General features: G+C 72.1%; 19 protein-coding genes. 18 read left to right on the top strand and 1 reads right to left on the bottom strand.

From position 1 onward, the window contains the following. The 6 genes from GA0070612_RS30515 (at position 1) to GA0070612_RS30490 (ending at position 7,642) form a co-directional block, all read left to right on the top strand. Positions 1 to 2,331: a [protein-PII] uridylyltransferase gene (locus GA0070612_RS30515; RefSeq protein ID WP_088991056.1), complete on the top strand. Its 2,331-nt coding sequence runs from the start codon at positions 1 to 3 to the stop codon at positions 2,329 to 2,331. Positions 2,332 to 2,437: 106 nt separating this feature from the next. Beyond that, entirely contained in the window at positions 2,438 to 3,574 is a 1,137-nt protein-coding gene (locus tag GA0070612_RS30510; RefSeq protein WP_231924399.1) for a sensor histidine kinase, read from the top strand. After that, a complete protein-coding gene (locus tag GA0070612_RS30505; protein WP_088991054.1) occupies positions 3,571 to 4,227 on the top strand; it encodes a response regulator transcription factor in 657 nt (218 codons plus the stop codon). The genes GA0070612_RS30510 and GA0070612_RS30505 overlap by 4 nt, the downstream gene beginning before the upstream one ends. A gap of 110 nt (positions 4,228 to 4,337) precedes the next feature. After that, entirely contained in the window at positions 4,338 to 5,897 is a 1,560-nt protein-coding gene (ffh, locus tag GA0070612_RS30500; RefSeq protein ID WP_088991053.1) for a signal recognition particle protein, read from the top strand. Between the two features lie 68 nt (positions 5,898 to 5,965). Then, a complete protein-coding gene (locus tag GA0070612_RS30495; protein ID WP_088991052.1) occupies positions 5,966 to 6,544 on the top strand; it encodes a Uma2 family endonuclease in 579 nt (192 codons plus the stop codon). 18 nt (positions 6,545 to 6,562) lie between these two features. Continuing rightward, positions 6,563 to 7,642 carry an amidohydrolase family protein gene (locus GA0070612_RS30490; RefSeq protein WP_088991051.1) on the top strand — a complete coding sequence of 360 codons (1,080 nt, stop codon included), beginning with the start codon at positions 6,563 to 6,565 and terminating at the stop codon, positions 7,640 to 7,642. Between the two features lie 177 nt (positions 7,643 to 7,819). Here GA0070612_RS30490 and GA0070612_RS30485 read toward each other — a convergent pair whose 3' ends face one another. Continuing rightward, positions 7,820 to 8,377, bottom strand: a complete 558-nt coding sequence (locus tag GA0070612_RS30485; RefSeq protein ID WP_088991050.1) for a hypothetical protein — start codon at positions 8,375 to 8,377, stop codon at positions 7,820 to 7,822. A 69-nt stretch (positions 8,378 to 8,446) separates the two neighbouring features. Between GA0070612_RS30485 and proS the strand changes: the two genes are divergently transcribed. The 12 genes from proS (at position 8,447) to GA0070612_RS30425 (ending at position 16,752) form a co-directional block, all read left to right on the top strand. Then, on the top strand, positions 8,447 to 9,853 hold the full coding sequence (gene proS, locus GA0070612_RS30480) for a proline--tRNA ligase (protein ID WP_088991049.1): 1,407 nt from the start codon (positions 8,447 to 8,449) through the stop codon (positions 9,851 to 9,853). Between the two features lie 37 nt (positions 9,854 to 9,890). Beyond that, entirely contained in the window at positions 9,891 to 10,511 is a 621-nt protein-coding gene (locus GA0070612_RS30475) for a DUF402 domain-containing protein (RefSeq protein WP_088991870.1), read from the top strand. A gap of 229 nt (positions 10,512 to 10,740) precedes the next feature. Continuing rightward, a complete protein-coding gene (gene rpsP, locus GA0070612_RS30470) occupies positions 10,741 to 11,208 on the top strand; it encodes a 30S ribosomal protein S16 (RefSeq protein WP_088991048.1) in 468 nt (155 codons plus the stop codon). Then, complete coding sequence (locus GA0070612_RS30465; RefSeq protein WP_172862164.1) at positions 11,183 to 11,443, top strand: RNA-binding protein; 261 nt, start codon at positions 11,183 to 11,185, stop codon at positions 11,441 to 11,443. The genes rpsP and GA0070612_RS30465 overlap by 26 nt, the downstream gene beginning before the upstream one ends. After that, the gene (gene rimM / locus GA0070612_RS30460; protein WP_088991047.1) at positions 11,443 to 12,054 is read left to right on the top strand and encodes a ribosome maturation factor RimM; all 612 of its coding nucleotides are present in this window, start codon (positions 11,443 to 11,445) and stop codon (positions 12,052 to 12,054) included. Before GA0070612_RS30465 ends, rimM begins: the two co-directional genes overlap by 1 nt. 11 nt (positions 12,055 to 12,065) lie before the next feature. After that, positions 12,066 to 12,839 carry a tRNA (guanosine(37)-N1)-methyltransferase TrmD gene (gene trmD / locus GA0070612_RS30455; RefSeq protein ID WP_088991046.1) on the top strand — a complete coding sequence of 258 codons (774 nt, stop codon included), beginning with the start codon at positions 12,066 to 12,068 and terminating at the stop codon, positions 12,837 to 12,839. Positions 12,840 to 12,982: 143 nt separating this feature from the next. Next, the gene (gene rplS, locus GA0070612_RS30450) at positions 12,983 to 13,339 is read left to right on the top strand and encodes a 50S ribosomal protein L19 (protein ID WP_088991045.1); all 357 of its coding nucleotides are present in this window, start codon (positions 12,983 to 12,985) and stop codon (positions 13,337 to 13,339) included. Between the two features lie 181 nt (positions 13,340 to 13,520). Continuing rightward, entirely contained in the window at positions 13,521 to 14,393 is an 873-nt protein-coding gene (lepB, locus tag GA0070612_RS30445) for a signal peptidase I (protein ID WP_088991044.1), read from the top strand. A gap of 10 nt (positions 14,394 to 14,403) precedes the next feature. Continuing rightward, the gene (gene lepB, locus GA0070612_RS30440; RefSeq protein WP_088991043.1) at positions 14,404 to 15,039 is read left to right on the top strand and encodes a signal peptidase I; all 636 of its coding nucleotides are present in this window, start codon (positions 14,404 to 14,406) and stop codon (positions 15,037 to 15,039) included. 53 nt (positions 15,040 to 15,092) lie between these two features. After that, on the top strand, positions 15,093 to 15,626 hold the full coding sequence (locus GA0070612_RS30435) for an NUDIX hydrolase (RefSeq protein WP_088991869.1): 534 nt from the start codon (positions 15,093 to 15,095) through the stop codon (positions 15,624 to 15,626). After that, positions 15,620 to 16,432, top strand: coding sequence for a ribonuclease HII (locus GA0070612_RS30430; RefSeq protein WP_088991042.1), 813 nt, complete (start codon positions 15,620 to 15,622; stop codon positions 16,430 to 16,432). The genes GA0070612_RS30435 and GA0070612_RS30430 overlap by 7 nt, the downstream gene beginning before the upstream one ends. After that, the gene (locus tag GA0070612_RS30425) at positions 16,429 to 16,752 is read left to right on the top strand and encodes a DUF2469 domain-containing protein (RefSeq protein WP_007075222.1); all 324 of its coding nucleotides are present in this window, start codon (positions 16,429 to 16,431) and stop codon (positions 16,750 to 16,752) included. Before GA0070612_RS30430 ends, GA0070612_RS30425 begins: the two co-directional genes overlap by 4 nt. Positions 16,753 to 16,773: the final 21 nt, after the last annotated feature.

Genomic DNA, 16,773 nt, shown 5'->3' with positions numbered 1-16,773 from the left:
ATGACCTCGTTGATCAGGAAGAACGCGTCAGGGCACGCCGCCGATGGTGACGCGAACCTCCTGGTCAACGAGGTCGTCGGCGTTACCGGGGGGATCGGAGAGGCCGCTCGACTCTCCCGGGCGGCGGCGTACGACGTGTTCCTGCGCGGCCTTCTCCCGGTGCGGGACGGGGTGGCGCTGCTCGCCGTCGGTGGGTTGGGTCGGCGGCAGTGTGCCCCGTACGGCGACCTCGACCTCGTCCTGCTGCACGCCGGGGTGCCCGGCATCGACGAGGTGGCCGCCTCGCTCTGGTACCCGATCTGGGACGCCGGCCTGCGGCTCGACCACTCGGTGCGTACCGTCGCCGAGGCGCTGTCCGTGGCCCAGGACGACGTCAAGGTCGCCCTCGGGCTGCTCGACGCCCGCCTGGTGGTGGGCGACCCGGCGCTGGCCGACTCGCTGATCCGCACCGCCGCCGACCACTGGCGGCGCACCGCCGTCCGGCACCTGCCCGGCCTGCGGGAGGTGACCGAGGCCCGCTGGCAGGCCCACGGCGAGCTGGCCTTCCTCCTGGAGGGTGACCTCAAGGAGGCCGCCGGCGGTCTGCGGGACGTGGGGCTGCTGCGGGCGATCTCCGCCGCCGGCATCACCGACGCGTTGCGCCCCGCCGTGCGCGCGGCTCACCTGCGCCTGCTGGACACCCGCGACGCCCTGCACCAGCAGGTCGGTCGCCGGGTCGACCGGCTGGTCGCCCAGGAACGCGACGGAGTGGCACGACTGCTCGGGCTGCGACAACTCCAGCCCGGCGCGTCTGACGCCGCGCGGCAGCCTGGCGCCCTCCTGGAGGACGGTGACGCGCTGCTGCGCCGGGTCGCCGGTGACGCCCGCACGGTCAGCCACGCGTTGGACGACGCGTTCCGGGCCGCCGACCGGCTGCGCTCCGGCCGCTCCCGCAACGGCGGTGCGCGCCCCGTGCGCCGCCCGGTGGCCCGCGACGTGGTGGAGCACGACGGTGAGCTGGTGCTGGCCCGAACGGCGATCGGGGCACGGCCCGACCCGAGCCTCTCCCTGCGGGTGGCCGCCGCGGCTGCCACGACCCGACTGCCGATCGCCCGAGCCACCTGTGAGTGGCTGGCGGCGTACTGCCCGCCGCTGCCCGCGCCGTGGCCGGCCGATGCCCGGGCCGCCCTGACCACCCTCCTCGGCGCGGGGCCCGGCCTGGTGCCCGCCTGGGAGACCTGCGACAGGTACGGGCTGGTCGACAACTGGCTGCCCGAGTGGACCCGGTTGCGCAGCCTGCCGCAGCACAACCCGGTGCACCGCTACACCCTCGACCGGCACCTCGTGCAGACCGCGTACGAGGCCAGCCGGCACGCCCGTGAGGTGGAGCGCCCCGACCTGCTGCTCCTCGGCGCGCTCCTGCACGACATCGGCAAGGGGCTCACCGGCGACCACAGCACCGTCGGTGTGCCACTGGCCCAGGAGGCGGCGACCCGGATCGGTCTGCCTCCCGCCGAGGTCGACCTGATCGGCACGCTGGTCCGGTTGCATCTGCTGCTGCCCGACGTGGCCACCCGCCGGGACCTGACCGACCCGGTCACCATCGCCTCGGTCGCCGAGGCGGTGGGGGACACCGGCACCCTCGACCTGCTGCACGCGTTGGTCCGCGCCGACGCGGCGGCGACCGGGCCGGCGGCCTGGTCGGACTGGAAGGGCCGACTCGTCGCCGAGCTGGTCGCCCGGGTCCGCACCGCACTGGACACCGGCGTACTCCCCGAACCACCCACCCCGGACCCGGCGCTGCTGGCCGGGCCGCTACCGGTCGTCCACCTGACCGGTGACCGGGTGTCGGTCGCCGCGGCCGACCGGAGGGGCCTGCTCGCCACCGTGGCCGGCTGCCTGGCCCTGCACCGGATGGAGGTGCTCTCCGCCGACGCCTCGGTGGTCGACGGTCGGGCCCTGGTCGAGTGCCGGGTGCAACCCCGCTACGGCCTTCCGCCGGACCCGGTCCCGCTCCGCGCGGACCTGCGTCGGGCCGTCGGTGGCGACGTGTCGGTGACCCAGCGGCTGCGCGGCCGGGCGCTGGCCGCCCGGGGCGGCGGGGCTGCTCCCCGGGTCGTCTGGCACCGCGAGGCGGCCACCGACGCGGTGCTGCTGGAGTTGCGCGCCGCCGACGCCGCCGGGCTGCTCTACCGGGTGACCTGCGCGCTCGACGAGGCGGGCGCACTGGTCCGCGCGGCCCGCATCTCCACGCTCGGCGCCGACGTGGTCGACGCGTTCTACCTGGTCGGCGGCTGGCCGGACGACGACACCCGGGCCCGCCTGGAGGCCGCGGTCCTCGCCGCCGTCTGACCGGTGGTCGCCGCCGACGTCGAGACCGGGGTACGTCCGGGGGCGTAGCCGCGGTGCCGCTCGTTGACGCACGCCGTGGCGGTTCGGCGCGGGCAGAATGACGGCCATGCGACCAGGTGGGCGGTGGGGATGGCCGGATGTCGTGCCGGCCCTGGTGCTGCTCGCGTTCGGGCTGCTCGCCACCGGGTTGGCCGGAGAGAACCAGCCGGGGTCCAGGCGGGTGGACGCGTTCTGTCGGGCACTGATCGCGGTCGCCGCGCTCGCCCTGCTGCTCCGGCGACGCGCCCCGGTGCCCATCCTGGCCGTGGTCACCGTGGCCACCTCGACGTACCTGGTGCTCGGCTACCCGTACGGGCCGATCCTGCTCGCGTTCCTGCTCGCGGTGTACACCGTGGCGGTGCGACTGCCGGCGCCCCCGGCGGCGCTCGCCGCCGGGGCCGCGTTCGTCCTGTTGGTGGTGCACGTCTTCGTCTCCCGAGGCCCGGCGCCGGGCTGGGCGGGAGTGCTGCCCGCGTCCGCCTGGGTGGTCGTACCGTTCGCGGTGGGTGTGGTGGTGCGGGTCAACCGGGAGTCGGCCGCGCGTACCCGCGCCGAGGAGGCCCGCGCCCGTGCCGAACAGGCTCGTCGGCAGGCCGACGAGGAGCGGTTGCGCATCGCGCAGGAGGTGCATGACGTGGTGGGGCACGGGCTGGCCGCGATCAGCATGCAGGCGGAGATCGCCCTGCACCTGCTGCCGAAGCGGCCGGAGCAGGCGGAGACCGCGTTGACCGCGATCAGCCGGACCAGCCGGGAGGCGCTCGACGAGCTCCGGGTCACCCTCGGGGCGGTCCGGCAGGGCGCCGAGCGCGGGCCGGTGCCCGGCCTGGCCCGGCTCCCGGCGTTGCGTGACCGGCTGGGCGGTGCCGGGCTCGCCGTGCAGACGCGTGTGGTCGGCGACGCCCGGGAGCTGCCCGCCGCGGTGGACCTGACCGCGTACCGGGTGGTGCAGGAGGCGTTGACGAACGTGCTGCGGCACGCGGGGGTGACCAGCGCCGAGGTGACCGTGGACTACCGCGCCGACGAGGTGACGGTGGAGGTGACCGACGAGGGCGCCGGAGCGGCTTCGGCCGACGAGGAGAGCGGGCACGGTCTGGCCGGGATGCGGGAGCGGGTCGCGGCGCTGGGCGGGCGGTTGAACACCGGGCCGCGCCCCGGTGGCGGCTTCCGGGTGTACGCCCGGCTGCCCGTGGAGCCGACCACGTGATCCGGGTGCTGGTCGCCGACGACCAGGACCTCGTCCGGCTCGGCCTGCGCGCGCTGGTGGAGAGCGAGGACGACCTGGTGCTCGCCGGTGAGGCCGCCGACGGTCTGCGGGCGGTCGAGCTGGTCCGCCGGGAACGGCCGGACGTCGTGCTGATGGACATCCGGATGCCCGGCATCGACGGCATCGAGGCGACCCGGCGGATCGTCGCCGATCCCGACCTGACCGGCACGCGGGTGGTGGTGCTCACCACCTTCGAGCTGGACGCGTACGTCTTCGACGCGTTGCGGCACGGCGCGAGCGGCTTCCTCACCAAGGACACCCGGCCGGTCGACCTGCTGCGCGCGATCCGGCTGGTCGCCGAGGGGGAGGCGCTGCTGTCGCCGTCGGTGACCCGCCGGGTGGTGCGGGAGTTCGCCAACCGGCCGTCGAGGGCACCTCGCCCGCACCCCCGGCTGGACACGCTCACCGACCGGGAGCGCCAGGTCGTCGGCCTCGTCGGGGAGGGTCTGAACAACGAGGAGATCGGCGCCCGGTTGGTGGTCAGCCCGGCTACCGCGCGGACCCACGTCAGCCGGGCGATGGGCAAGCTGGGAGCCCGGGACCGGGCCCAGCTCGTCGTCTTCGCGTACCAATCGGGGTTGGTCTCGGGGTGAGACCCGGGCCGCCAGCGGCCTTGCGGGTGGCCGGTTACCCTAGCGGTGGCCGGACTCCGCAGTGCCGGCCGGGTTGTGCCCGCCGGAACACTGACAAACGGGATGTTCGCGTGTTTGACACCTTGAGTGACCGCCTGTCCGGGATCTTCACCAAGCTCCGCGGCAAGGGGCGGCTCACCGACGCCGACATCGACGCCACCGCGCGCGAGATCCGCCTCGCGCTGCTGGAGGCGGACGTCGCGCTGCCGGTGGTCAAGGGCTTCATCGCGGCCGTGAAGGAGCGGGCTCGCAGCGCGGAGGTCTCCCAGGCGCTGAACCCGGCCCAGCAGATCATCAAGATCGTCAACGAAGAGCTGATCAACGTGCTCGGTGGCGAGGGCCGGCGGCTCCAGTTCGCCAAGCAGCCGCCGACGGTGATCATGCTGGCCGGTCTCCAGGGTTCCGGTAAGACCACGCTGGCCGGCAAGCTGGCCCGGTGGCTCAAGGGCCAGGGGCACCAGCCGCTGCTGGTCGCCGCCGACCTCCAGCGCCCCAACGCCGTCGGGCAGCTCCAGGTGCTCGGTGGTCGGGCCGGTGTAGAGGTGTACGCCCCGGAGCCCGGCAACGGCACCGGTGACCCGGTGCAGGTGGCCCGCGCGTCGATCGAGCACGCGAAGCGCGCCGCCCGCGACATCGTCATCGTCGACACCGCCGGCCGACTCGGTATCGACGCCGAGATGATGCAGCAGGCCGCCGACATCCGCGACGCCGTCTCGCCGGACGAGGTCATCTTCGTCATCGACGCGATGGTCGGTCAGGACGCCGTCCGCACCGCCGAGGCGTTCCGCGACGGCGTCGGGATCACCGGTGTGGTCCTCTCCAAGCTCGACGGCGACGCCCGTGGTGGTGCCGCGCTGTCGGTGCGTGAGGTCACCGGGCAGCCGATCCTGTTCGCCTCCACCGGTGAGAAGTTGGAGGACTTCGACGTCTTCCACCCCGACCGGATGGCCAGCCGCATCCTCGGCATGGGCGACGTTCTCACTCTGATCGAGCAGGCCGAACAGGCCTTCGACTCCGATCAGAAGGAGAAGATGACCGCCAAGCTGATGGGCGGCGAGCAGTTCACCCTGGACGACTTCCTCGACCAGCTCATCGCGGTCCGACGGATGGGCCCGATCGCCAACGTGCTGGCCATGATGCCCGGCATGGGGCAGATGAAGGACCAGCTCGCCGAGCTGGACGACAGCCACTTCGACCGGGTGACCGCGATCATCAGGTCGATGACCCCGGGCGAGCGGACCAACCCGAAGATCATCAACGGCTCCCGTCGGGCGCGTATCGCCAACGGTTCCGGGGTCACCGTGATGGACGTCAACCAGCTGCTCAACCGCTTCGCCGACGCGCAGAAGATGATGAAGCAGATGGGCGGCATGATGGGCCTGCCCGGTGGCGGCCGGCGCAAGGCGACCAAGAGCCCGAAGAACAAGCGCAAGGGCACCAAGGGCGGCGGTCGGCCGCGCACGGGCGCCGGCGCCGGGGTGCCGGGCGGTTTCCCGGGTGGCATGCCGCAGCTCCCGCCGGGGATGGACCCGAACGACCTCGCCGGTGGGCAGGGGCTCCCGCCCGGCTTCAAGCTTCCAAAGATCGACTTCAACAAGCTCGGCAAGGGCGGCGACAAGGGCCCGCGCTGACGCGTGTCGGTGACGGTGGGCGACTTGTCCGGCGCTTAGGGTGATGTCGCCCCCGGGAAGGAGATGTCATGACCGCGGCCCCGATCCTGCCCGAACGGCACGAGTGGACGGTCGACGACCTCGGTGACCTACCGAAGGACCTTCCGTACGAACTGATCAACGGAAGGTTGATCGTGCCGTCGCCGACTGCCGTGCACCAAGAGTTCTGCGTCGAGCTGCTGCTCACGCTTCGCGTCAACTGTCCGCCGGAATACCTGGTCAGCATCGACCTGTCGATGCGGGTCGACCGGCGTAATGAGCCCCGCCCCGACGTGGTGGTCATCCGCCGCAAGCACGCCGGCCGGTCGCCCGTCCCCGTCGAGGACGCTCTGCTCGCCGTGGAGATCGTCTCCCCGACCTTCAGCTTCCGCGACATGTACGACAAGGCGAAGGTCTACGCGCACGCCGGAATCCGGTCCTACTGGGTGGTCGACCCGTCGCAGGAGCGTGTCACGCTCACCGAGTACACCCTCGGCGCGAACCGCGAGTACGAACAGGTCGCACACACCGAGGACCTGTTCGTCACCGAGCGGCCGTGGAAGGTCTCCGTGGACCTGCCCGCCCTGACCGCTCGGAAGAACGACCTGCTCGCCCCTGACGAGGAGTGATCGGGTAGGACTGTGCGCATGGCCCTTCATGTGCGCGGCGTGCTGCTCCCCGACGACGAGGTCCGGGATCTCTGGCTGGTCGACGACCGGGTGACCTTCACCCCGGTGCCCGACGCGGAGACGGTTGTCGACGGCGGCTACGTGCTGCCGGGGCTGGTCGACGCGCACTGCCACATCGGCATCGCCCGAGGCGGCGCCCCGATCACCTCACTCGACCAGGCCCGCGAGCTGGCCCGCCTCGACCGGGACGCCGGCGTGCTGGCGATCCGCGACGCCGGCTCGCCGTACCCGTACCCCGAGCTTGACGACGAGCCGGACCTGCCGCGCCTGGCCCGCGCGGGCCGGCACGTCGCCCCGCCGAAGCGCTACCTGCGGGACATCGGCGTGGAGGTCGACGCGACCGAGGTCGCCGCGACGGTGGCCGCGCAGGCGAGATCCGGCAACGGTTGGGTCAAGCTGGTCGGCGACTGGATCGACCGGGGAGTCGGTGACCTGGCCCCGGCCTGGGACGCGGACACCCTCACCGCCGCCGTGCGCGCGGCCCACGACGCCGGGGTACGCGCCGCAGTGCACACCTTCTCCGAGTCCGCTGTCGAGATCATGGTGCGGGCCGGGGTGGACTCGGTGGAGCACGGCACCGGGCTCAGCCTCGACCTGATCGACGAGATGTCCCGGCAGGGCACCGCGCTCGTCCCCACAATGATCAATATCGCCACCTTCGGGGGCATCGCCGAGCAGGCGCGCGGCAAGTTCCCCGGGTACGCCGAGCACATGCTCGCGCTGCGCGACGGTTTTCCCGAGGTGGTGCGCGCCGCACACGAGGCGGGCGTGCCGATCTACGTGGGCACCGACGCCGGCGGTGGCATCGACCACGGGCTGGCCGCCGAGGAGATGCTGCTGCTGCACGAGCGGGCGGGCATGGCCCCGATCGACGTGCTCGCCGCCGCCTCCTGGGGCGCCCGGGAGTGGCTCGGCTTTCCCGGCCTGGTGGAGGGCGGCCTCGCCGACCTGACCGTCTACCCCGAGGACCCCCGCCTCGACCTGCGCGTCGTCCGCGCCCCGTCCCGCACGATCCTCCGCGGCCACGTCGTCCGCTGATCCGTGCACGGCGTGCGCGCTGCGCGCCTCGCGCGCCCCGCGCGCCCTCCCCAAGATCCGCGCAACTTCGGTGAAGTAGCCGGTCGCCACGGTCAGCGCGCGGGCGGCGTCGACGATGCGGTCCCGCACCGGGGTGGTGCCGCTCCGTTCGATCATGGTGGTCGACGTGTAGGGGGTTCAGCGCACGTCGATCTGGTACTGCGCCTCGACCCAGAACCGCCCGCCGTCGCTGCCACCGAAGCTCAGCTCGTGCTGACCGGGGGCGGGCGGCGGCACCAGTGCCCACAGACCCCAGCAGGAGACCGGTCTGGGCCACGGCCAGACGGTGACGACGTTGTTGAAGAAGCCGCTGACCGGGAACGACTGGGCCGAGCCGACCTCGCGCAGGGCGATCGCCACCCCGTCGAGTTGCGCGTGGGCGGTCGCACCCTCCAACGCCTCCGCCGGTTCGGTGGTGCGGCCGACCTCCGACCAGTACAACGCGGGGAAGAACAGCGGCCGTCCGGCGGGCACCACGCACCGCCGGTGCACGCTGCCACCGAACGTACCCGCGAGGAACCACACGTCGGCGGGTTGGTGGTGCCCGGCGTGCCGGCCGGACCCGTCGCCGATCGGATTGGCGGGTTGCCGGTGCCGGGCCACCCAGCGCACCCATCGGATCGCGAGGTGTGCCAGCTCGACGGGGTCGGGCGTCGGGTTGGAGGCCGCGCCGAGGTGTGGATCGAGGGGGGTCATGACGGCAGATGCTAACGATGCCGCGCCCGACCGCACTGCCCCGACGAGCGGCGCATAGGATGTGCGGTCATGGCACGCGTGCTCACTCCCCGTGCGGAGGACTTTCCCCGCTGGTACCAGGACCTGATCGCCAAGGCGAAGCTGGCCGACAACGGCCCGGTCCGCGGCACCATGGTCATCCGACCGGCCGGCTACGCCATCTGGGAGCGTATGCAGGCCGAGATGGACGCCCGGATCAAGGCGGCGGGTGCGGAGAACGCGTACTTCCCGCTCTTCATCCCGGAGAACTACCTCAAGCGTGAGGCCGAGCACGTCGAGGGCTTCTCGCCGGAGCTCGCGGTGGTCACCCACGGTGGCGGCAAGCCGCTCGCCGAGCCGGTGGTGGTGCGCCCGACCAGCGAGACGGTCATCGGCGAGTTCATGGCCAAGTGGATCGATTCGTACCGGGACCTGCCGTTGCTGCTCAACCAGTGGGCGAACGTGGTCCGGTGGGAGCTGCGGCCGCGCATCTTCCTGCGTACCAGCGAGTTCCTCTGGCAGGAGGGGCACACCGCGCACGCCACCCGCGAGGACGCCCGGGCGTACGCGCGGCGGATCCTGCACGAGGCGTACGAGGACCTGATGGTCAACGTGATCGGCATCCCGGTGGTGGTGGGCCTGAAGACGGCCCGCGAGCGGTTCGCCGGCGCGACGGCCACGTACACCTGCGAAGGCATGATGGGCGACGGCAAGGCGCTCCAGCTGGGCACCAGCCACGAGCTGGGGCAGAACTTCGCCAAGGCGTTCGACATCACCTACTCCTCCAAGGAGGGCGGCCGGGAGCACGCCTGGACCACCTCCTGGGGCACGTCGACCCGGATGCTCGGCGGCCTGATCATGGCGCACGGTGACGACAACGGCCTGCGCGTGCCGCCGAAGCTGGCGCCGATCCAGGCGTACATCATGATCGTCAAGGATGGCGAGGGCGTCGCGGAGGCGGCGGCCAAGCTGCGCGACGGCCTGCGCGACGCCGGTGTCCGGGTCGCGCTCGACGACCGGACCGACACCGCGTTCGGCCGCCGGGCCGTCGACGCCGAGCTGCGTGGCTATCCGGTACGCGTCGAGGTCGGCCCCCGCGATCTGGCCGTGGGCAACGCGACGGTGGTGCGCCGCACCGACGGGTCGAAGTCGCCGACGCCGGTGGCCGACGTGGTCGCCGCGGTGCTGGCGGCGTTGGAGACCGACCAGCAGGTGCTGCACGACCAGGCGCTGGCCAACCGCGAGTCGCGCACCGTGGAGGTCGCGACCCTGACCGAGGCGATCGAGGCCGCCGCGACGGGCTGGGCCCGGGTGCCGTGGTCGGCGGTCGGTGTGGCCGGCGAGGCCGAGGCGAACGGCCAGGGCGTCACGGTGCGCTGCCTGGTGCGCGCCGACGGCTCGGTGCCGGACTCCGAGGACGAGCCCGACCTGGTCGCCATCCTCGCCCGCGCCTACTGAGGTGCTGGTCGACCGGTTTGAGCCGGGTCGGCTGATCATGCACCGCAACGTGCGGCACGGCCGGATCGGATGGGTCCGGCCGGGCCGCGTGGTCAGTGACGACGAGCGGGGCCTGCTGGTGTGGATCGCCCGGGACTCGCCGGTGGCCCACGAGGTGACCGAGGCGGGGCTGGGGATGCGGGCGATGCCCTTCGCCCAGTGGGTCTCGTCGTCGTACCGGTTGGCGCACGGGCGCTGGAACGGCCCGCCGCTGCTGAAGTTCCTGCCGGCCGGTGCGGCGCACTCCGTCTGGTGGTTCCGCGACGCCCAGGGTCGGTTCGCCCACTGGTACGTCAACCTGGAGGAGCACGGTGTCCGCTGGGACGACGGCCCGGTGGCCGGCGTCGACGTGGTGGACCAGGACCTCGACGTGGTGGTGCGCCCGGACCTGAGCTGGGAGTGGAAGGACGAGGGCGAGTTCGTCGAGCGGCTCGCCTTCGGCGACGACTACTGGGTGACCGACGAGAAGGCGGTCCGGGCCGAGGGGGAGCGGGTGATCGCCCTCGCCGAGGCCGGTGAGTTCCCGTTCGACGGCACCTGGTGCGACTTCACCCCTCCGCCAGAATGGGACGTACCGGACGAACTTCCGCCAGGATGGGACCGCCCGCCGGTGCGGTGAGGGGTGTCTCCGGTCACCGGTGACGTGGTGTCCGGGTCCGGTGCGGAAGATCGGCACCGGATCTGGCAGAATGGGTCGCTGGTATCCGGCGCGCGTCCGGCGCCCTCTAACCCGGGCGCGTCGCCAGTCCACCGAGTAGTCTCCGGCCCAACCCCACTGTGCCGTCGGCGCTCACCCATGCACACCGCCCGTACGGGGCCGGTGAGATCGCAACAGGAGCGAAACAACTGTGGCCGTAAAGATCCGGCTCCTGCGGATGGGCAAGATCCGCAACCCGCAGTACCGCATCGTCATCGCCGACTCGCGCACCAAGCGTGACGGTCGGGCGATCGAGTTCGTCGGGGTGTACCAGCCGAAGGAAGACCCTTCGATCATCGAGGTCAAGTCGGAGCGGGTCCAGTACTGGCTGTCCGTCGGCGCTCAGCCGAGCGAGGCGGTGCAGCGGCTGCTGGAGCTGACCGGTGACTGGCAGAAGTACAAGGGCCTGCCGGCCCCGCCGCCGCTGAAGGTCGCCGCCGAGCGGACCGACCGTAAGGCCGCGTACGAGGCTGAGGCGAAGGCCGCCGCCGGGCTCGCCCCGGAGACCCCGGCCAAGCCGGCCAAGAAGGCCGCCAAGGCTGCCGAGGCTCCGGCCGAGACGCCGAAGACCGAGGCTCCGGCCGAGGCCCCGGCTGCCGACGCCGGTGAGCAGGCCTGACATGCCTCTGCGTCCGGCGTTGGAGCACCTGGTCAAGGGCATCGTCGACCACCCGGACGACGTCCGGGTGCGGATGGTCGATTCCCGTCGGGGTAAGCGGCTCGAAGTCCGCGTGCACCCCGAGGACCTCGGCACGGTGATCGGGCGGTCCGGCCGGACCGCCAAGGCGCTGCGTCAGGTGATCGGCTCCATCGGCGGGCGCGGCGTGCGCGTCGACATCGTCGACTCGTACTGATGCAGCTCGTCGTCGGCAGGATCGGCAAGCCGCACGGTGTCCGCGGTGAGGTCACCGTGGAAGTGCGGACCGACGAGCCCGAAGCGCGGTTCGCCCCCGGCACAGTGCTGCGCACTGCGCCGGGGGCGACGCCCCCGTCTGCACCTGCGCACAGCACTGTGCTGCGCACTGCGCCGGGGGCCGTCCCGTCGCCGGTTCCGGCGGACGGGCCGGGCGTGCCGTTCCGGGTTCCGGCCGAGCTGACCATCGAGGAGGCCCGTTTCCACCAGGGCCGCATGCTCGTCGCGTTCGACGGGATCCTGGACCGCAACACCGCCGAGGCGCTGCGCGGCACCCTGCTCGTGGTGGACAGCGCCGACGTGGCCCCGCCGGACGATCCGGAGGAGTTCCACGACCACCAGTTGGTGGGGTTGGCAGTGGTCACCCCGGCCGGCGAGCGTCTGGGCGAGGTCGCCCGCATCGACCACGCGCCCGCGTCCGACCTGCTGGTGTTGCGGCGACCCGAGGGGCGTACCGCGTTGATCCCGTTCGTGCGGGCGATCGTCCCCGAGGTCGACCTGGCCGGTGGACGTGTGATCGTCGACCCGCCGGCCGGCCTGCTCGACCTTTAGGACCACCCCGCATGCGCGTCGACGTCGTGTCGATCTTCCCGGAGTACTTCGCCCCGCTGGACCTGTCGCTGATCGGGCGGGCGCGGGCCAACGGCGTACTCCACCTCGCCGTGCACGACCTGCGGACCTGGACCCACGACGTCCACCGCACCGTCGACGACACCCCCTACGGCGGCGGGCCGGGGATGGTGATGCGCCCGGAGCCGTGGGGTGCGGCGTTGGACGCGCTCGCGCCGGCCGAGGCCCCGCCGCCCCGGTTGCTGGTGCCGTCGCCGGCCGGTGTCCCGTTCACCCAGGCGATGGCCCACGAGTTGGCCGCCGAGTCGCACCTGCTCTTCGCCTGCGGTCGGTACGAGGGCATCGACCAACGCGTCCTGGAGCACGCCGCCACCCGGATGCCGGTGACCGAGGTCTCGCTCGGTGACTACGTGCTCTTCGGCGGTGAGGTCGCGGTGCTGGTGATGGTGGAGGCGGTCACCCGGCTGCTGCCGGGGGTGCTGGGCAACGCGGGCTCGCTCGACGAGGAGTCGCACGCGCACGGGTTGCTGGAGGCGCCGATCTACACCAAGCCGCCGAGCTGGCGTGGGCACGACGTGCCGGAGGTGCTCCGCTCCGGGGACCACGGCAGGATCGCCCGTTGGCGACGCGAGGAGGGCCTGCTGCGTACCGCCGCCCGCCGCCCCGACCTGCTGGCCGCACTGCCCGCCGATCGGCTCGACATACGGGACATCGCGGCCCTGGGTCAGGCCGGATTTCAGGTGCCGCCGGGGGATGTGGCAAAGTAGGGAGGTTGCCGTATCCGTCCGCGCCCGCGGGCGGCTGCGAGGATCCCCGACCGGGGTCGGCCCGCCGACCACCACCCGGGGATCAGAATCACCCACCCGCGCACCGAGTGACGGTGCGCCGTGAGCCTTACGAGGACGCAGCGATGAACATCCTGGACGCCCTTGACGCCCAGTCGAAGCGGACCGACCTTCCCGACTTCCGGGCCGGTGACACCGTCAAGGTGCACGCCCGCGTCGTCGAGGGCAACCGGTCCCGTGTCCAGATCTTCCAGGGCGTCGTGATCCGCCGCCAGGGTGACGGTCTGCGCGAGACCTTCTCGGTCCGCAAGGTCAGCTTCGGTGTCGGTGTCGAGCGGACCTACCCGCTCAACGGCCCGGGCATCGACCGGATCGAGGTCGTGACCCGTGGCGCCGTGCGCCGCGCCAAGCTCTACTACCTGCGCGAGCTGCGCGGCAAGAAGGCCAAGATCAAGGAGAAGCGGGAGAAGCAGCCCAGCTGACTTCCCGCTCGCCACGCCGCCTGAGCTGCGCGTATGCCGTACCGACCAGACCGCACTACCCTGGTCGTACGGGCGCAGCGAAGCGGCGGGTCCGCCCACGCGGCGGACAGCCGTTCACTACCGCCCGTGGAGCCTCGTCGAGGCTCCCGGGCGGTAGTGCTTCTGTGGACCGGGGAGTGGCGTGGTGCAGACGCTTGACGAGGACGGCACCGTCGATCCGTGGCGCCGGCGGGCTCGCCGTACCCGCCGGCAGATGCCCCTCTGGCAGGAGCTTCCGCTGCTGCTGGTGGTCGCGTTCTGCCTCGCCGTGCTGATCCGCACCTTCCTGCTCCAGGCGTTCTTCATCCCGTCCGGCTCGATGGAGGACACCCTCCTCGTCGGTGACCGGGTGCTGGTCAACAAGGTCGTCTACGACGTCCGCGACCCGGTACGCGGTGAGGTGGTGGTCTTCCGGGGCACCGACCGCTGGGCGCCGCAGGTCGACGAGCAGCCGAAGCCGGGCGTCGCCGGTCGGCTCGCCCGCACCGTCGGCGACCTGGTCGGGGTGAGCCGCCCCGGTGAGAAGGACTTCATCAAGCGGGTGATCGGCGTTCCCGGCGATCGGGTGGCCTGCTGTGACAGCCAGGGGCGGGTGACGGTCAACGGCACGCCCCTCAACGAGCCGTACGTGCTGCGGGACTCCCCGCTGGACCTCCCACCCAACCCGCAGGAGTGCCGGTCGCGGCGCTTCGACGAGGTCGTCGTACCGCCGGGTCAGCTCTTCGTGATGGGTGACCACCGCGAGGTCTCCCAGGACGCCCGTTGTCAGGGCCCGGTGCCGATCGACAACGTCGTCGGCCGGGCCTTCATGGTGGTCTGGCCCTCGTCACGGTGGACCTCGTTGTCGGTGCCGTCGACGTTCGACGACGTGTCCGGGCCGGTCACGGCCTCCCCTGGAGCACCACCGGTGCGACCGACCCCGCAGGGCGACGTGGTGCTGCTGGTCCCGGCGTTGGTAGCCGCGCTGCGTGGTTCCCGCGCGTTCCGGGCGGTGACGTCCAGTTCGGCAACGTAGGCTCCTTGGCGTGATTGACGAGCAGACCGACAAGCCGCGCAGTTCCTTCTGGAAGGAGCTGCCGATCCTGCTGGGTGTGGCGATCCTGGTCGCGGTTCTGGTCCGCGCCTTCGTGCTGCAGACCTTCTTCATCCCCTCTCCGTCCATGGAGAACACACTCAAGATCGATGACCGGGTGTTGGTCAACAAGCTGGTCTACGACTTCCGGTCGCCGCACCGCGGTGAGGTGATCGTCTTCAAGGCGCCCACCACGTGGAGCGGCAACCCCGACGGTGAGGACTTCATCAAGCGGGTGATCGGTGTCCCCGGTGACCACGTGGTCTGCTGCGACCCGCAGGAACGGCTGATGATCAACGGCAAGTCGTTGGACGAGCCGTACATCTTCTCCCTGGACGGGGTGCGCGACAAGGCCGCCGACCAGGAGTTCGACATCACCGTGCCGGAGGGTCGGCTGTGGGTGATGGGTGATCACCGCTCGGCCTCCGGTGACTCGCTGGAGCACTGGCAGCAGTCCGGGCAGAACATCACCGAGGCCACCATCCCCGAGGACGACGTGGTCGGGCGGGCGTTCACCGTCTTCTGGCCGGTCAACCGGGCCACCTGGCTCACCGTGCCCGACTCGTTCGACGGCATTCCCAAGCCGTAGACCACCGGGGCGTGGGCGATCCGCTGTCGGTCTGGCAGGCTGGGGCGGTGAACGTGAGCGCGAGGAGTGAGGGCGCGAGCCCCGCAGTCGCGAACAGTGCCGACCGTGTCTACACCAGTCGACGCGCGGCCCGCGTGCTGCTCGTCGACGCGGCCGGTCGGGTCCTGCTGTTCCAGGGCTTCGATCCGGCCCGACCAGGGCATCGATACTGGTTCACCCCCGGTGGTGGGCTCGATCCGGCGGAGACCCCGGCAGACGGCGCGGCACGGGAGTTAGCCGAGGAGACCGGGCTGCGGCTCGACCCGGCCGCGTTGGGGGAGGCGGTCTTCTCCGACACGACCGAATTCACCTTCGACGCCAACTGGTACCGCCAGGAGCAGGACTTCTTCCTCCTCCGGGTGCAGTCCTGGCAGGTCGACACCACCGGTTTCAACGACATCGAGCAGCGCAGCATCGCCGACCACCGCTGGTGGCTCCCGGACGAGTTGGTGGCCAGCGGTGAGCGGTTCTACCCGCCCGAGTTGCCCGCCCTGCTGACCAGGCTGGGCCAGTCGACCGCCGCGGGTCGGGACGAGGCCCCGTGCTGACCCCGCCGCGCACCGTCGTGCGCCGGGAGGCCGGCCTCTACGCCCTGGAACGCGCACTGCAGCGGCGCGGGTTCCGGCACGTCGCCGGCGCCGACGAGGCGGGCCGGGGAGCGTGTGCCGGTCCGCTGGTCGCCGCTGCCGCGGTGTTGCCCGAGGGGCGGCGCGGCGAGATCGAGGGGCTGGCCGACTCGAAGCTGCTCACCCCGGCCAGCCGGGAACGGGTGTACGCGGAGGTCGTGGACCGTGCCCTCGCGTACGCCGTGGTGGTCATCCCCGCCGACGAGGTCGACGCCCGAGGGCTGCACGTGTGCAACCTGGCGGCGATGCGCAGGGCGCTCGCCTCGCTCACGACCCGGCCGGAGTACGTGCTGACCGACGGCTTCGGCGTGGACGGCCTGGGGGTGCCCGGGCTGGCGGTGTGGAAGGGCGACCGGGTGGCCGCGTGCGTGGCGGCGGCCAGTGTGCTCGCCAAGGTCACCCGGGACCGGCTCATGGTGGAGCTGGACGGGGTGTTCCCGGCGTACGGCTTCGCCGAGCACAAGGGTTACATCACCCCGGAGCACTCGGCGGCGCTGCGGGAGCACGGGCCGTGCCGGGAGCACCGGTTCTCGTACGTCAATGTCGCAGCGGTCTCCGGCCGCGACGGTCGACCGCCGCGCGCCCGGCGGCCCGGCGGCCACGCCTCGGAAGAGCCGATGGAGCGCTCCGGGGCGTCAGGGGGTACCGTCGGCGTGGCGTTGGGCGAGCAGCCTCGGCCTCCGGCGCCGGTGGGGGAAGATGTGGCCATGGAAGGCGGAGTGCGATGAGCGCGGAAGATCTCGAGAAGTACGAGACCGAGATGGAGCTGCAGCTCTACCGGGAGTACCGCGACATCGTCCGCCAGTTCTCGTACGTGGTGGAGACGGAACGTCGGTTCTACCTGGCCAACCAGGTCGACCTGCACGTGCGCAACTCCGACGGCGAGGTCTACTTCGAGGTCGAGATGCACGACGCCTGGGTGTGGGACATGTATCGTCCCGCCCGCTTCGTGAAGAACGTCCGGGTGATGACCTTCAAGGACGTCAACGTCGAGGAGCTGGAGAAGCCCGACATCTCGCTGCCGGCCGACTCCGGCTTCGGCGGCTGAGGGCACCCGGCCACGCCATGG

Source organism: Micromonospora chokoriensis, assembly GCF_900091505.1.
GTDB lineage: Bacteria > Actinomycetota > Actinomycetes > Mycobacteriales > Micromonosporaceae > Micromonospora > Micromonospora chokoriensis.
This window is presented reverse-complemented; position numbering and strand designations above follow the sequence as displayed.

Coding starts and splice junctions, on each gene's coding strand:
- GA0070612_RS30515 (WP_088991056.1), top strand. CDS start 1: ATGACCTCGTTGATCAGGAAGAACGCGTCAGGGCACGCCGCCGATGGT.
- GA0070612_RS30475 (WP_088991870.1), top strand. CDS start 9,891: ATGCACCGCAACGTGCGGCACGGCCGGATCGGATGGGTCCGGCCGGGC.
- trmD (WP_088991046.1), top strand. CDS start 12,066: ATGCGCGTCGACGTCGTGTCGATCTTCCCGGAGTACTTCGCCCCGCTG.
- rplS (WP_088991045.1), top strand. CDS start 12,983: ATGAACATCCTGGACGCCCTTGACGCCCAGTCGAAGCGGACCGACCTT.
- rimM (WP_088991047.1), top strand. CDS start 11,443: ATGCAGCTCGTCGTCGGCAGGATCGGCAAGCCGCACGGTGTCCGCGGT.
- GA0070612_RS30495 (WP_088991052.1), top strand. CDS start 5,966: ATGACCGCGGCCCCGATCCTGCCCGAACGGCACGAGTGGACGGTCGAC.
- GA0070612_RS30485 (WP_088991050.1), bottom strand. CDS start 8,377: ATGACCCCCCTCGATCCACACCTCGGCGCGGCCTCCAACCCGACGCCC.
- GA0070612_RS30490 (WP_088991051.1), top strand. CDS start 6,563: ATGGCCCTTCATGTGCGCGGCGTGCTGCTCCCCGACGACGAGGTCCGG.
- proS (WP_088991049.1), top strand. CDS start 8,447: ATGGCACGCGTGCTCACTCCCCGTGCGGAGGACTTTCCCCGCTGGTAC.
- GA0070612_RS30425 (WP_007075222.1), top strand. CDS start 16,429: ATGAGCGCGGAAGATCTCGAGAAGTACGAGACCGAGATGGAGCTGCAG.
- GA0070612_RS30510 (WP_231924399.1), top strand. CDS start 2,438: ATGCGACCAGGTGGGCGGTGGGGATGGCCGGATGTCGTGCCGGCCCTG.